14 protein-coding genes are annotated in these 15,336 nt (G+C 65.8%); 3 read left to right on the top strand and 11 right to left on the bottom strand.

The genetic code is table 11. From position 1 onward, the window contains the following. The first annotated feature begins 54 nt into the window (after nucleotides 1–54). From L1O02_RS13220 to L1O02_RS13210, 3 genes are all read left to right on the top strand, one after another. Nucleotides 55–1,152 carry a carboxynorspermidine decarboxylase gene (locus tag L1O02_RS13220; protein WP_235760039.1) on the top strand — a complete coding sequence of 366 codons (1,098 nt, stop codon included), beginning with the start codon at nucleotides 55–57 and terminating at the stop codon, nucleotides 1,150–1,152. 29 nt (nucleotides 1,153–1,181) lie between these two features. After that, on the top strand, nucleotides 1,182–2,426 hold the full coding sequence (locus L1O02_RS13215) for a saccharopine dehydrogenase family protein (protein ID WP_060839834.1): 1,245 nt from the start codon (nucleotides 1,182–1,184) through the stop codon (nucleotides 2,424–2,426). Nucleotides 2,427–2,636: 210 nt separating this feature from the next. Next, nucleotides 2,637–4,376: a dipeptidase gene (locus tag L1O02_RS13210; protein ID WP_235760038.1), complete on the top strand. Its 1,740-nt coding sequence runs from the start codon at nucleotides 2,637–2,639 to the stop codon at nucleotides 4,374–4,376. A gap of 83 nt (nucleotides 4,377–4,459) precedes the next feature. On the opposite strand, the gene L1O02_RS13205 is transcribed toward L1O02_RS13210, so the two are convergent. From L1O02_RS13205 to L1O02_RS13155, 11 genes are all read right to left on the bottom strand, one after another. Continuing rightward, nucleotides 4,460–5,425: a fatty acid desaturase family protein gene (locus tag L1O02_RS13205; RefSeq protein ID WP_235760037.1), complete on the bottom strand. Its 966-nt coding sequence runs from the start codon at nucleotides 5,423–5,425 to the stop codon at nucleotides 4,460–4,462. Then, nucleotides 5,412–6,035, bottom strand: a complete 624-nt coding sequence (locus L1O02_RS13200; protein WP_235760036.1) for a phosphatase PAP2 family protein — start codon at nucleotides 6,033–6,035, stop codon at nucleotides 5,412–5,414. The genes L1O02_RS13205 and L1O02_RS13200 overlap by 14 nt, the downstream gene beginning before the upstream one ends. Before the next feature lie 63 nt (nucleotides 6,036–6,098). After that, nucleotides 6,099–7,190 (bottom strand): hypothetical protein, encoded by a 1,092-nt coding sequence (locus tag L1O02_RS13195; RefSeq protein WP_108545529.1) that lies wholly within the window; start codon nucleotides 7,188–7,190, stop codon nucleotides 6,099–6,101. Next, nucleotides 7,187–7,918 carry a hypothetical protein gene (locus L1O02_RS13190; protein ID WP_060843930.1) on the bottom strand — a complete coding sequence of 244 codons (732 nt, stop codon included), beginning with the start codon at nucleotides 7,916–7,918 and terminating at the stop codon, nucleotides 7,187–7,189. The genes L1O02_RS13195 and L1O02_RS13190 overlap by 4 nt, the downstream gene beginning before the upstream one ends. Further along, nucleotides 7,915–8,928 (bottom strand): hypothetical protein, encoded by a 1,014-nt coding sequence (locus L1O02_RS13185; protein ID WP_235760035.1) that lies wholly within the window; start codon nucleotides 8,926–8,928, stop codon nucleotides 7,915–7,917. Before L1O02_RS13185 ends, L1O02_RS13190 begins: the two co-directional genes overlap by 4 nt. Nucleotides 8,929–8,981: 53 nt before the next feature. After that, nucleotides 8,982–10,043, bottom strand: a complete 1,062-nt coding sequence (locus tag L1O02_RS13180; RefSeq protein WP_235760034.1) for a glycosyltransferase family 2 protein — start codon at nucleotides 10,041–10,043, stop codon at nucleotides 8,982–8,984. A 233-nt stretch (nucleotides 10,044–10,276) separates the two neighbouring features. Then, nucleotides 10,277–11,002: a membrane protein gene (locus L1O02_RS13175; RefSeq protein ID WP_060839842.1), complete on the bottom strand. Its 726-nt coding sequence runs from the start codon at nucleotides 11,000–11,002 to the stop codon at nucleotides 10,277–10,279. A 54-nt stretch (nucleotides 11,003–11,056) separates the two neighbouring features. Next, entirely contained in the window at nucleotides 11,057–11,989 is a 933-nt protein-coding gene (locus L1O02_RS13170) for an ROK family protein (protein WP_060839843.1), read from the bottom strand. Beyond that, entirely contained in the window at nucleotides 11,989–12,732 is a 744-nt protein-coding gene (locus L1O02_RS13165) for an SDR family NAD(P)-dependent oxidoreductase (protein ID WP_060839844.1), read from the bottom strand. The genes L1O02_RS13170 and L1O02_RS13165 overlap by 1 nt, the downstream gene beginning before the upstream one ends. 23 nt (nucleotides 12,733–12,755) lie before the next feature. Next, nucleotides 12,756–13,715: a transglutaminase domain-containing protein gene (locus L1O02_RS13160; protein ID WP_235760033.1), complete on the bottom strand. Its 960-nt coding sequence runs from the start codon at nucleotides 13,713–13,715 to the stop codon at nucleotides 12,756–12,758. Continuing rightward, nucleotides 13,709–14,995, bottom strand: coding sequence for an alkaline phosphatase family protein (locus L1O02_RS13155; protein WP_060839846.1), 1,287 nt, complete (start codon nucleotides 14,993–14,995; stop codon nucleotides 13,709–13,711). The genes L1O02_RS13160 and L1O02_RS13155 overlap by 7 nt, the downstream gene beginning before the upstream one ends. Between the last annotated feature and the right edge of the window lie 341 nt (nucleotides 14,996–15,336).

Raw genomic sequence — 15,336 nt, 5'->3', positions numbered from 1 at the left:
GGCACTGAAGGCACAATGCGTACCTTTTTGGCTGGCCCTGCCGGAGACCCTGAAATGATCAAGACGCCGTACTACCTCATCGACAAGCAGAAGCTTTTGAGCAACATGCAGAAGATCGCCTATGTGCGCGAGCAGTCCGGCGCCAAGGCCCTGCTGGCCCTCAAGTGCTTCGCCACCTGGTCGGTGTTCGACCTGATGCAGCAGTACATGGACGGCACCACCTCCTCGTCGCTGTACGAGCTCAAGCTCGGCCGGCAGAAGTTCGCCGGCGAAACCCACGCCTACAGCGTGGCCTGGGCCGACGATGAGATCGAAGAGATGCTCGCCAACTGCGACAAGATCATCTTCAACTCCATCAGCCAGCTGCAGCGCTTTGCCGGCGCCAGCGCGGGCAAGGTCCGCGGTCTGCGGGTCAACCCCCAGGTGAGCAGCTCGGACTACCTGCTGGCCGACCCGGCCCGGCCTTTCAGCCGCCTGGGCGAATGGGACCCGGCGAAGATCGAAGGCGTGATCGAGCAGATCTCCGGCTTCATGTTCCATAACAACTGCGAGAACGGCGACTTCGGCCTGTTCGACCAGATGCTGAGCACCATCGAGGAGCGCTTCGGCCACCTGCTGCACAAGGTCGAGTGGGTCAGCCTCGGCGGCGGCATCCACTTCACCGGCGAGGACTACGCCCTGGACGCCTTCTGCGCGCGGCTCAAGGCCTTCTCCGAGCAGTACGGCGTGCAGGTCTACCTGGAGCCGGGCGAAGCGGCGATCACCCAGAGCGCATCCCTGGAAGTGACCGTGCTCGACACCCTGTACAACGGCAAGCACCTGGCCGTGGTGGACAGCTCCATCGAAGCCCACATGCTCGACCTGCTGATCTATCGCCTGAACGCCAAGCTGGCCCCCAGCAGCGGCGAACACAGCTACATGATTTGTGGCAAGTCTTGCCTGGCCGGAGACATCTTTGGCGAGTATCAATTCGAACGTCCGCTGGCCATCGGCGATCGCCTGTCGTTCGTCGACGCGGCGGGCTACACCATGGTCAAGAAAAACTGGTTCAACGGCCTGAAAATGCCATCCATCGTTGTGAAACAACTCGATGGCAGCATCGACGTGGTTCGCGAGTTTGGTTTCGAAGACTACCTGTCCAGCCTTTCCTGAGCGGACAGACACGAGGAGAAGTAAATAAATTGAAGAAGAATGTTCTTATCATTGGTGCAGGAGGTGTCGCCAAGGTGGTGGCCCACAAGTGCGCGCAGCACAACGACGAACTCGGTCGTATTGCCATCGCGTCGCGCAACATCTCCAAATGCCAGGCCATCATCGACAGCGTCAAGGCCAAGGGCAGCCTCAAACAGCCCGCTGAAATAAAAGCCTATGCGCTCAACGCGCTGGACATCGAAGCGACCAAGGCGCTGATCCGCGAGACCGAGTCGCAGATCGTCATCAACGTCGGTTCCGCCTTCCTCAACATGTCGGTGCTGCGCGCCTGCATCGATACCGGCGTGGCCTACCTGGACACCGCGATCCACGAAGAGCCGGGCAAGATCTGCGAAACGCCGCCCTGGTACGGCAACTACGAGTGGAAGCACCTCGAGGAGTGCCGGGAGAAGAACATCACCGCCATTCTCGGCGTGGGCTTCGATCCGGGCGTGGTCAACGCCTATGCCGCCCTGGCCAAGCAACAGCATTTCGACCGCATTGATTCCATCGACATTCTCGACGTCAATGCCGGATCCCATGGCAAATATTTCGCCACCAATTTCGACCCGGAAATCAATTTCCGCGAATTCACCGGACAGGTGTGGAGCTGGCAGAACAGCCAGTGGACCAGCAACACCATGTTCGAAGTCAAGCGCACCGACGACCTGCCGGTGGTCGGCTCGCAGAACCTGTACCTGACCGGCCACGACGAAGTGCACTCGCTGTCGAAGAACCTCGACGTGCCCAACGTGCGCTTCTGGATGAGCTTCGGCGAGCACTACATCAACGTGTTCACCGTGCTGCGCAACCTCGGCCTGCTCTCCGAGCAGCCGGTCAAGACCGCCGAAGGCCTGGAAGTGGTGCCGCTCAAGGTGGTCAAGGCGGTGCTGCCTGATCCGGCCTCCCTGGCCCCGGGCTACACCGGCAAGACCTGCATCGGCGACCTGGTCAAGGGCACCAAGGACGGCCAGCCGCGCGAAGTCTTCATCTACAACGTGGCTGACCACGAAGAAGCCTACGCCGAGACCGACAGCCAGGGCATTTCCTACACCGCCGGCGTGCCGCCCGTGGCGGCCGCCCTGCTGGTGGCCCGTGGCGAGTGGGACGTGCAGCGCATGGTCAACGTCGAGGAGCTGGCCGCCGAGCCGTTCCTCAAGGCGCTGGACGTGATGGGCCTGCCGACCCGGATCAAGGACGAGCATGGCGATCGTCCTTGGGACGCCGCCCTCTGATCTAGCTCCAGCCGCAGCGGGCGCCGGCAACGGCGCCCTCTGTTGCAGCCCTTTCGCCATTGTCGATGGTGCGTCGCTTTTGCCGTTCTGTGCGACAGATCGCACTGGCGGGGCTCCCGCCCTCCTCCTTCGTAGTGTTAGCTTGAGCAGGTTTCTGTCTGATCGCTCAGACATTTCCTAATCACTCCCTGCAAAGGAATGCCCTCCGTAATGGATTTCTCTCTCAAGCACCTGGCTGCGGCCACCCTGATGCTCGCCAGCCTGTCCGCGTTCACCAGCAGCGCCCAAGCCAACATCACCCCGCAGCAAAGCGCGGCCATCCTCAAGACCTTCAGTGACGCCCCGGCGGGCGACTTCCGCCAGTTCCTCGGCGCCCTGGCCAAGAGCGAAACGGGCAAGAGCGCCAACCTGGGTCCGGCCATTGCCGCCTTCCTCGACAAAAAAGCCCTGAGCGCCGAACAGCAGAACGAAATCCATCGCCTGCTGGGTCTCTACGCCCGGATCAAGTACGGCAAGGCCGCCACCGAAACCCTGCGCGAACTGGTGGCCATCCCCACCTTCAACGTTGACGGCGTGCCGCAGTACAAGAACCCCGAGTTCCTCAAGATCGCCGAGAAGATCCAGGGGCTGGCCAAGGCCTTCAACCTCAACTTTCGCAACATCGACAACCGGGTCTACGAGATCTCCCTGGAGGGCGCCGGCCAGGAAGTGGTCGGCATCCACGCCCACGCCGACGTGGTGCCGGTGACCGCGGAAAACTGGGTACTCGAAGACGGCACCCGCCTCGACCCGTTCAAGGTCACCCTGATCGGCGACCGCATGTACGGTCGCGGCACCGAGGATGACAAGAACGGCATCGTCGTCGCGCTCTACGCGATGAAGATCATCAAGGAAGAGCAACTGCCCCTGGCGCGCCACTTCAAGCTGCTGGTGGACACCACCGAGGAAACCAGCGGCGACGCCATTCCCTACTACTTCGAGCACAACCCGACGCCCAACTACAACCTGGCCCTGGACGGCGGCTACCCGGTGGTGATCGCCGAGAAAGGCTACGGCACGGTGATGGCGACCTTTGCCCGGCGCGCCGCCACAGGCCAGGGCGCCGAGATCACCCACCTCACCGGTGGCCTGGCGACCAACCAGATCCCGTCCACCTCGGTGGCCACCCTGAAGAGCGACAACCCGGCGCAACTGGCTGCCAGCCTGCAACAGGCCGGGGCCGAGTACGCCAAGGCCCATGGCGGCAACTTCCAGGTCGCGGCCAAGGTGGCGGGCGCGGACGTGCAACTGACCGTCACCGGCGTCTCGGCCCACTCCTCCGAGCCCGAGTCCGGGGTCAACCCGGTGGCGCGGATGCTGGATTTCATCAACAGCCTGGACGGCAAGGTGGCCTTCAAGCACAACGCCTTCACCGACGCCGCCCGCTACCTCGCCGACAACTGGGGCCTGGACTACCTGGGCAAGCAGCTGGGCATCGGTTTTTCCGACGACTTCATGGGCCCGCTGACCACCTCGCCGACCCTGGTCAGCGTGGATGAGCAGAACCTCAAGCTGGCGGTCAACCTGCGGGTGCCCAAGGGCAAGACCCCGGAGGTGCTGAAGGGCGAAATCAGCGACAAGCTGGCGGCCTGGAGCAAGAAGAGCGGCGTGGCCGTGACCATCGACACCAAGATCGCCGAACCGATGTACCGCAACCCCGAGGGTGAATGGGTCAAGGCGCTGCTGGCGGTGGCCAGCGAGAACCTGGGCATGGCGCACACGTTCGGCACCTCCGCCGGCGCCACCTCGGTGCATGAACTGCCCAACGGCGTGCAGTTCGGCCTGGCGCGGCCCGAAGTCAAGTACACCGGCCACACCGACAACGAGTTCAAGACCCGGGAGCAGTTCCTGCTGGACCTGCAGATCGTCACCGAAATGATGGGCCGCATCGGCCAGTTGCCCAAGCTCTGAGTGCCCCGGCGCGCCCGCCCGCGAGGACGGGCGCGCCACCTCCCTTCCCCCGTCCCCGCACGCCGCCAGGCTCGGCCCAGGCTTCAGTCTGCCGACGACTTCCAGGACGGATCGCTGACATCGCGCAGCACCCCGATGTAGCCCCGGTAGAGATTGCCTGCCGGCAGCAACTGCCGTGCGGCCAGTTGCCGATGCAGACGCTGCAGGTGGTAGAACGGCACGCGCACATAGAGGTGATGCTCGATGTGGTAGTGGATGGCGTGGGGGCCGAAGAGGAAGGTCTGCCAGTTTGGCCGCACGATGCTGCGGGCGTTCTGGCTCTGGTCGGCATGGGCCGGCAGGCCGGCGTGCTCCATGATCGCCCGCACCCGGCCCATCAGCGGCAACAGGGTCATCGCCGGCAAAAGCCACAAGCCGAGATAGAGCCAGGGGTGCCCGCTCCAGGCCAGCAGGCCGAACAGCAGGCCGTTGCCCAGCAACATGGAAAGGAACTCCGAAAACCGCAGCCTCGCCGACTTGTCGACCCTGGGCATGACCGCGCGGTAGTCGCCCCGGGCAAATCGGCAGGCACTGATGACGTACCCCCCCCCCAGCAGATCCGCCAGCAAGCGCCTGGCCAGTTTGCCCCGCGGCAGCGGGTAATCCCCCATGCCGAATACCGCAATCACCGGATCGTCATGCTGCATCGGCTGGCGGTGATGCTTCAGGTGGCCGGCACGGTAGGTCGCCAAGGACAGAAACAGCGGGCCGGCCGCCAACCACTGCCCCACGGCATCATTGCGCGCCTGCCCGCGCAGCAGCAGGCCGTGGGCACTCTCGTGCATGAGCACCGCCAGGGCCAGTTGGCTGCGGGCGATGAGCAGCGCCGCCAGGAGGTAGGTCAGCGGGTGCGGCCAGAGCGCGGCGGCGCTGAATGCGGCAGCGATCAGGCCCCAGTCCGCCAGAAGCGCCAGCACGGCGATCCGCGGCTTGAGCACGAACAGCTCGGCCTCGGGGACAAAGGCACGCAGCAGGCGGTTGTCGCCGGCACGGGGTTCAGGCTGGGACACGGCGGTGTTTTCCTTGTCGTTGGGTGGCCAGGGCACAGACCAGGGCCAGGAGCATGCCCCCCGCCACATCGATCAGCGTGTGCTGCTTGAGGGTCAGGGTCGACAGGCAGATCAGCAGTCCGCTGGTGGCGCTCAGCCATGGGTAGGGGCGGTCCCAGAGCGCCCGGCAGGCCAGGCAGGTCACCGCCACATGCAGACTGGGAAAGCCGTTGCAGGCCCGGTCCAGTTGCCACATGCGGCTCAGCCGCTGTTGCAGGAAGGCACTGTCCAGGGCGCCGATCTCCGGCCGGGGCAGATCTTCCGGAAACAGCCAGAAGCACAGCAGCGCGACGCCGAAGGCCAGACCGGTGGCGTTGCGCAGCGCGCGAAAGCGCTCCGGGCTGGCGTAGGCCGCCGCCAGCAGGACAAAGGGAAAGAACAGCACATACAGGAACCAGGACTCGGCCACGAACGGGATCCACTGATCCCACGGCGTGACCCAGCTGTAGCGCGGCCTGACCAGGCGCTGCAGGCCGATGAACAGCGCCAGCCCCAGCAGCAGGGCGCACGCTGCCGCCAGGGCCTGCCCGGGGCGGGCGGCCAGGATCAGGCGGCGCAAGGGGCTGGCCATTGCAACTGGCAGGCCGACTGGCGGGACGGTTGCGGGGAGGCACGGCGCTTCAAGGTGGCGTCCTCACAAGCCGAGCAAACGGCTGACCCAGGCATCGGTCCGCGCCCGGGCACGCTGGTTGCCCGCCACCACGTCGGGCGCCGGCGCCGCCGCGCTCAACTGCTGCGCCGCTTGCGCCACCTGCCGGCGAAAATCGGCGGCGTCGCCGCGCCAGGTCACCACCCGGTGCAGCACCTGCAGCTGGGCGGCGCGAGCGGCATTGCTGGTCTGTTCAGGCTGGTCGCTGAGGACCAGGATGATCGGCCGCTGATAGACCCGGGCAATGGCCAGCGCGGCCATGCCGGGGGCCGACACCATCAGCCGGGCCCGGGCCGCACGACTGGCCCAGTGCGGATCGACCCCGAGCCAGCCATCGTGCCCGGCATACCCCTCGCCCACCCGATGCCCGTGCAGACCGGCATCCCCCAGCCCGGCGCTCAAGGCGTCGGCCAGCCCGAGCTCGCAAAAATGCGGATTGAGGTACACCGCCGCGTCCGCCCCGAGCGCGTCCGGCAAGGCCTCGGCCAGGGCCACCGGCGTCGGCAGGCGATACAGCGCCGGGGCCTGGGCATCATCGACGTCATAGGCAAAATCATGCTCGATACGCGCCCGCGCCGCATCGATCTGGCGGCCGACGATCCAGCCGAACAGGCGCCCGAACTGCCGCGGCCACAAGCCCTCGAAGTTGTTCAGCAGCGCCCGCTTGAGGCTGGCGCCGTAGACATGCACCACCTTGCGCCGCCACCCCGGCAGCATGCCCATGTACAGCAACGCCGGGTGGAAGGAATCGTTGATCACCAGGTCGACGCCGCGCCAGCGGCGCCTCAAGTGCAAGATGTCCCGCAGCATGCGTCCGGGACGGAACAGGTAATGGGCGACATTGCGGTTGGTGGCCTGGCGTTGCATGTTCTGTTCGCGGTCGAACTGCACCGCGTAGTGCAGCGAAAGGATCTGCGCCTGGATGCCGAAGCGCTGCAGAAATGCCTGCCCCGGCGCCGAGGTGGTCAGCACCTCGACCTGGGCCCCGGCCGCACGCAGGGCATGCACCAGCAACTGCGCGCGCATCAGGTGGCCGCGGGCGTCGGCGGTGGCCAGGTAGAGAATTCGCCCACTCATCGGCGGCGGCCCACGCCACCCAGTACCCAGCCGGCGCCCAGCATGGCCAGGGCCCCGCTGACGCCGAAGCTGGCATCCACGGCGCGTATCTCCCTGAGCAAGGCCGCCAGCCGGTGCGCTTCCCCGGGCGCCACGATACGCCGCAGGGTGTTCTGGCACAGGCGCACGTGGGCTTGCTCGTCGGCCAGCACCCGCGCCAACAGCGGATACAGGCGATGCCCGGGGTCCAGCACGGCGCAGTGGCGGCGCAACACCCGCTCGGCCATCTGCTCGGCGCAGAGCCCGGTGGCATAGGCCGGCACCAGCAGGCCATGCTCGAAATACCCGGCATAGCGATGGGCCAGCCGCTGCCAGCGCAGGATCTTGCGCCGGCTCAGCCAGTCCGGTTCCAGGCGCTGGGCGCCTTGGTCGCCCAGCGCCCGCAGGGCCTCGGCGAACAGGGTCACATGACGCTGCTCATCGGCCAGATGCTGCTGCACCTGACGTTCGAGCCAGGGCGGCGACTGCGGCAGCAGCTCGTCCAGCAGCGCCCGCTCGGTGGCGTCTTCGCCGGCCAGGTACATGCGCAACAACAGGCGCTCGCCCCTTTGGCTCAGGTGCAGGCGCCGCAGCGCGGCGCGCTTGATGCGGTCCACCAGGCGCGCCTGCAGCGCCCCCAGGCCCCGGGCCCGGGGCTGGTTCAGGCAGCTGAAATCGGCCGCGCCCACCCGCCCTTGCTCCGCGCTCATTGCCCGGGCTGCGCCGCGGCGGCGCTGCTCGCCTGCTGGCTGTGGTGCCAGGCCAGGATCAGGCCGATGAAGCTGTCGCGCATAAAGGCCCTACCGCTGGCAGCGGCACCGGGAAAGGCTTGCTCCTGGCCGTTGTAGCGCAGGTAGCCCTGGCCGTTGACCGCGCCCAGTTGCAGATTGTCGTGCTTGTTCAGGCCGCGCCGGCGCACCTCCTGGAGCAACGGGCTGTCCTCAAGGCCGAACACGAACAGCTGGCGCTGCACCACCCACCGCGGAATCTGCCCACTGAGGGCGCGCAGGTCGAGGTTCCAGGTGCCCTGCTCCAGCACCTGCTGCAGGGCCTGGGTGTCCGCCTGCCTGGCGTCGAAGCTGGCGCGCATCAGCGACTTGGACACCCGGCCAATGCCCAGGCCGATGGTGATGTCGTCGGCCGCCGGGTTCTGCGCGTCACTGGGGCGCACCACCACCAAATAGCTGGCCACCCGCGCGGCGATCGACGGCTGGGCCAGTACCTTGCGCGCCTGCTCGGCGCTCAGCAGCAGGCGCTCGCCGGCCCCCTCGCGGACACTGATGCGGTAGGGATCAAGAGCGATGTCGCGAAACGCGCCGCGCACCGGGGCATGCACATAGGTGTCGGTCTTCCACTTGGGACCGGAGCGGCGCAACAGCACCTGCAGGCTCAGGGGCACGCGCTGGCCATCACCGGCGATGCCGCTGCCGTGCAGCAGGATGTCGCCGATCACGGTCTTGTCGTCATGATCGCTGGCGGCCTCGATCACGATGGATCGGGCTTGCCGGTCGACGCTGGCACGGGCGTCGGCCACGTCCAGGGCCACCCGGTTGCACTCGATGTCGCTGGAGACAGGCGTGGCACAGCCACTGTCCGAGGCGAAGTGATACACCCCTCGACCGGTGAACTCGCTGGGCGCGGCCTGGGCCTGGGCTGCCAGGGCCAGCACCGCCAGGCACAGCAGGGAACGGCCGAATGAGGCAAGTGAAGGTTTGTGCATGGAAGTTTCCTCTAGGCACGCCGGTGGCGTGCGACGATGCGGCGCGACGCGGATCAATCCAGGTGGCGGTGGTAGGACAGCGCTTCACTGTGGCGAGCACTGGCGCGGCCGATCTGCAGTCCGCAACCACGGACCACGGCGCCGGCGGTATCGAGCAGGGAAATGGCCGTGACCATGGCCATCGCCCCCAGGCGCCGCAGCCCGCGCAAGGGCGGCAGGTCCTGGTGATTGAGGGCGCGCAGGCTGTAGCCCAGGCGTCCAAGCATCACGCACAGGGGGCCGAGGGGCCCGCTGCGCGCGAGCCATTGCAGCCAGCCCGGCAGGTAGGCGCGGACCAGATAAGGGGTCAGGTCGACGCTGTCGCCGCCCCTGAGCCAGCGCAGCTTGAGCACTTCGCCCTGGCTGTCGGGCAGACGATGCTCGGTGTGGGCGGCGGGGGCATAGAGCACCGCCACCCCGGCCGCTTGCAGGCGCAGGCCCATGACCTGGCAATGGGCCCGGTACACCCCGTCCAGCGACTCGTAGCGGTAGTGCTCGAAGGTGTCGCAACGAAAAGCCACGTTGTTGGCATAGAAGTTACGCGTGGCCCCCTGGCGCAAGGGGCTGGGGAAGTACATGAAGTCGATGGCGGTCAGGGCGCTGCCGGCGACGCTGGGCGCATAGCTGGTGCGCCCGGCCACCGCCAGCGGCGCATCGGGCCCGGCCAGGGGGGCAAGCAACTGCTCCAGCCAGCCGGCACAGGGAATGCAGTCGGCGTCGGCAAACACCACGTACTGGCAGCGCTGCCGGTCGACCGCGTCAAAGCCGACATTCTTGGCGTCGTAGTAGCCGGTGCCGCCATCGATCTCGACAAAATCCACGGGCCGCCCCGCCAGGGCGCACAAGGCCTCGCGCGCCGCCAGGTCGAGGCCATCGTGGGTGATGATCCACTGGGCAAGGGACTGGGGCGCCAGACTCTGCCGGGCCAGCCGGGCGATCAGCCGCTCAAGACTGTGCAGGGCCTCCAGGGCATCCTTGCCGCCGCGCAGGTTGTTGGTTTCCAGCACCAGGGCGCAGCTGGCGGCAATCGCCTCCAGGCGCTCGCGCCCCTGGCTGCCGGGAGGCAACTGCGACATCCCGGTTGTCGTCTCTTGGCTATCCATTTCGTTGTGTCTCTGTAAAAGCGCGGTCGCCCCAGGGGCGGGGGCGCAATCACAGCATTATTCCCGGGAATATTCAAACACCGGCAGCGTGCGGCACCGGCCGACGCTGCCGCTTGACCCGGCCCCTTGCACAGACACCGCAGACACCCGAGGGCGCAACAGCCACCTGCGCCGCCATGGCCAATCGCCCCCTGAGCCTGCCGGGCCTACTTGCCCGAGAGCGACACCGGCGGGGCAAACTCGGCATTGCGCCGCTTGAGCCCATAGTTGCCCATGCGCAGGTAGCGCTCGTTCATGTTCATGAACGGCTTGATCATCGGCGCAATGATCAGCAGAAAGGCAATGGTGCCGATGCCGAAGGGTCCACCCAGGGCCCAGCCAACAAGAAAGATGCTGATCTCCAGCACCATCTTCGCCAGGGTGAAGGACCAGCCGAGCTTGTTCATCATGCTGATCACCAGCAGATCGATGACCCGGATGCCGATGCCGCTCATGATGATCAGCGCCGAGGCATAGGCGCACAGGGCCAGGCCAATGCTCAGCAGTACATAGGGCCCCAGGATCGCCGCCAGCGCCTGATCAAGCTCGAGCAGTAGCCAAAGGTCGATGAACAGGCCGGTCAGGGTGGTGGTGATGAACGGACTCAGCGGCGGCCACTGGCGGTTCCACAGCGCCCACCACAGCAGCAAACCCACCGAGAACAGCGCCGAACAGGCTCCCAGCCCGACCTGCAGCTGGTTGTTCAGGGCAATCACAAACACATCCAACGGATCGGTCCCCAACTGGCTGACGATGAAGAACAGCGCCCCCAGGGAGAAGATCATTACCCCTATCAAGTACATCGCCAGCCGGTCCGGCGAGCGCCAGGCTCGAACGGAGGCCGCCAGTGCCTGCTTGATGCCCTTGGGCCCGACGTGTTGTTCCTGGGTCATAGCGCTTCCCTCTTCTGATGATTGATACGTCCGTGCAGGTCTGGCATGGCGCACTCACTTGGCACTCATGGAGATGAAACTCATGCCGTTGCTGACATGGCGGATGGTGACCCTGGAATTGTCGATGCCGCCGTCGCAGATCTCGTTCTGCACCTCGGGGCTGGCCTGGGCCAGATACAGGCCGCCCATCACCGTGGCTTCGGTGCCCTGGGGCGAGTGCATGACCAGCGGCGGCGTCAGTGACGGCTTCAGGTAGCCCGGCTCGCGCAGCAGCATGCCCACCTGCTGGGGAATTTCCGGAAAGCGCCCGAGCATGCCGCCGCCCAGGCAGATCACCTCGACCCGGAACAGCTCCACCAGATTGGCCGTGGCCAGGGCCAGGGCCTGTACCGCCCGCAAGCGCCAGTGATTGAGCGTGGCCTCATCGGAAAAGCCCATCGACGCGACGAACTTGTCCAGCGAGCGAAACGAGGCATAGGCCTGCAGACAGCCCGCCCGGCCACAGGAGCAGGGAGCGCCGCCGGGCCAGACCAGCAGGTGTCCCAGCTCCCGATTGGGCAACATGCGCCCCTGATAGACCACCCCGCCACCGACCCCGGTGCCCAGGGAAAAATGCACCAGATTGGAGGCGCGCATGACCGTGGCGTCGCCAAAGGTCGCGGCCGTGCCGTCATCGCACCAGATCACCCGCTCGACCCCTTCGATGCGCAGCGCCGGGCCAATGGCCAGGCCTTCCCAGTCCGGCCGGTTGGGCCAGCGGATGATGGTGCCGTCGGCGTTGATGGTCGGGGCGCTGGCAATCACCAGGCAATTGATCGGGCCGTACAGGGCGATCTGCTGATACAGCAGGACCACCGCCTGCTCGATGATGCTCTGCGGCTTGCAACCGGCCGCGATCTCGATGCGCTCACGCTGCACCACCCGGCCGCCGACACTGCAATGGATGGCCATCTTGCTGCCACCCAGATCGACACTTGCGCAATGCATCAGAAACGCCCCCCGCCATCGACCGCGAGCACCGCGCCGTTGACATAGGACGCCTGGGGCGAAACCAGAAAGCCGACCACCGCCGCCACTTCTTCAGGACGCCCCAGGCGCCGCAGACCAATGCGCTGGCAGACCTGCCGCTCGTCCTCGGCGCTGTAGTGGCTCGACGGCGCGGCGATGGCGCCGGGGGCCACCACATTGACGGTGATGCCCAACTCGCCGACCTCGAACGCCAGGGAGCGGGCATAGCCATGCAGGGCCGCCTTGGACGCTGCGTACAGGCTCTGTCCCGGCATGCCGCTTTCGCCGGCCAGCGAGCCCAGGAGCACCACCCGCCCCTCGCGCTGGCCGATCATCGGCCGCACCACCTGGCGCACCAGGCGTATCGTGGCCTGCACATTGAGATCGAACAGCTGCTCGCTGTCTTGCTGATGGCTGAGCAAGGCGGACTTGCGCAGCATCCTGGCGGCGCAACAGATCAGGGCGTAGACCGGTCGCGAACCCTCGGCCAGGGTGGCCAGCAGGCGCGTGGTGTCTTGCGCGGATGTCAGGTCGCAGGCCACCGGAATCAGTGTGCCGGGCAGTTCCCCGGTCCTGGCGACCAGAGCTTGCATACGCTCGATGTTGTGCTGGTAGACCCCGAATACCCATGCGCCTTCGGCGACCAACGCTTCACATATCGCGGCGCCCAGCACACCGGATGCCCCTGTGACCAGGCACACTCGTCCATTCAGTTTCAGCATGATTTTCCCTATCTGCGATCGATTTAGGCGGGCAGCTGAACCGCTACCCTGTAAGACACCCGGTACTGCGTGGTTCCTGCCGTCGCCACGGGAAGCTGGCGAAAGTACTTGTCATCGAAACAGCTCAGGCATGGCGCTCCGTCCTGGTCGTAGGCATCGACCACACAGAGCCGCAACAGGGCGCCCAGCGGCGACCGGTGCAGCGGCCACGGACCACAGCCAAGCCCCGCCTGTTCAGACAACAGGCGGATCATCAGGGGGTCCACGGCGACCCACTCGCCACAGATCTGCAGCTCGGCCCAGTAATGGCCGGTGGCATAGGGTGAACTGAGCAACAGGCCGAACACCTGCCTGGCCGGCAGGCCACGAGCCTGTGCCTGTTCGACCAGCAATTTCGAAAATCCACCGCATTCGGCCAACTGGTGTCGGCGCATGAAGTCGAGGTCCCAGCGAATGCCGTCATGCAGCATGTAGAACTGCATGTCGGCGCAGACCTCTTCGACCAGCTCCCGAAAGGGGCTCGGCAGGAGCAGTCTTCGGCCCGGTATGACTAGGCATTGGCGATGGAAGTCACCGCCCGCGGCGGCCTCCAGGGAGCACAGACGCTCATCGCCGACCAGTACCTGTATCGGCCCCCGGGGCGGGGTTTTCTCGTCGAGGGCGTAGACCAGCTCCACCCGCCGATCGCGCTCGGAATGGCGAAACGCCGCGGCCCAGCTGCGCATGGCCAGCTTGTGCAACGACGGCAGACGCAGGTGCAGCGACAGGTTGTACAGATCGTCGGGGTCGAAGAACCGCTCCTCGCCCTGGTGCCGCGAGGCCAGGCCGATGGCCTCCAGGGCCGAGAGTTCGTCGGCGGCCAAGCCATACAGTCCGGCCTGCGCCGCGGCCACGCTGAAGCGCCGATACCGGTCATCGACCTTGGCCAGGTTGTGCAGAATGCCCTGGGCCAGGTCCAGCCGCTGCCGGACCGGATTCAGCATGCGAAACCCGGCATTTCGCACTGGTCCGAGGCCTGGCAACCGCTCAATCCGGCGATGGTCGGGGCGATCTGCTGCAACTGCAAAGGCCCCGGCGCGGCGTCGATCCAGGCCCCGTCCAGCAGCACAAAGCCGCACTCGCGGTGCCATCCCGACTGGGCGGTGCGGCGCACATGACTGGCCCAGCGCGGGTCGCCCAACGGCGGGCGCCGGGCATCTGCCGGGGTCACGATCAGGCTCGGCGCCAGGTGGCTGTAGGGGCCCTGGTAGACCGCCTCCCGCGGCCGCACGACGGCCAGCGCCGGCTGGCCGTCGGCAAAGCGCATCGCCTCCAGGCACTGCATCACCGCCTGGCGCTCGGCATCGCTGGCTCGCCCTTCATTGCACAGGTCGCGGCACAGCATCACCCCGTGGGAGCCCTGCACCGTCTCCAAGGCCACGCTGCGCTGCAGGTCGACCTGGCCCTGCGGGTCGAGCACCTGCAAACCGGCGGCCTGCAAGTGCTGGTTGATGGAAAAGAAACCCTTCAATTCGCCGAAGCCCATCTCGGAAAACACCAGCATCGACTCCGGCGCCAGGGTCTGCAGGCGGGCACAGGCGCGATCGATGAAGTCATAGGCCTGCAGTATCTGCGGGCGCCGGGCCGGTTCGGGGTCGAGCATCTCGTACCACATGAAATGCGACAGGCGATCGGCCAGGGTCAGGTTGACGATCATCACGTCCGCCTCCGCCCCCAGGGCCATGGCGCTGTCGAGCTGGTGCTCGGCGATCCGCATGGCCTGGGCGGCGAATTCCTCGAAGGGCTGGCCGGTATAGAACAGCGAAACGTCGTGGGCATAGCGCACCCCCTGAGCGTTCAGGTCGCGCAACAGGCTGCGCGGGTGGCTGGTGTTCATCGAGTTCTGCATCGGGTAGGTGATCAGCGTGCCATTGAGCGGCCGCGGCGGATGGGTCAGCTGCACGTTGACCACGGCGAAACGCAGGTCGGCCATTTCCGGCCACTCCCAGAGCCGGGACGCCATGACATCGGTGGCTTCCAGAATCCGCGGGATCTCTCCCGAACTGTGGGCACTCCAGTAGGAAAAACAGCCGTGCCGACCGGGGTTGACGCCCGAGAATGCGGTTGCCAGGTTGCTCGGCTCATAAGGCACCGGACCACAGTCCAGATGCCGGTACGTCTTGGCTCCCAGGCGTTGCGAAAACCAGGGCAGCCGTCCTTTGGCAACTTCAGACTCCAAGACCTGCGGGTCCATTCCTTCGGCAATGACAATCAGCGTTTTCATAATAGCGGTTCGCCCTTTATCGTCCTTGATTGCGACACACTTAACGAGTATCGAACCAACACTTAAACATGACCACGAAATGACATTCGCCTTGCAACAAGGCGAACTTCAACACATATACAAAACAGATAAACGGCAGCCACTCACAAACAACTCCCTTGATTAAAAGAGTTGCCGCAGAGAGTATTTTACATATAAGACGCCACTTCCTTGACGTCAGCAGTACTTGCAGCAGCAGACCAAGGCCCACTGAATAACCAGGAAAACCCCATAGATTACGGGCCTTTCCGGCCCTTCAGGTTGTTTGCGATTTTTTAACACAGGAATTAATTCCCGCACGA

Source organism: Pseudomonas sp. BC42, from assembly GCF_021560055.1.
In the GTDB taxonomy this organism is placed as follows: domain Bacteria; phylum Pseudomonadota; class Gammaproteobacteria; order Pseudomonadales; family Pseudomonadaceae; genus Aquipseudomonas.
Note: the sequence above shows the minus strand (reverse complement) of the source record. Positions and strands in the feature narration are given on the sequence as shown.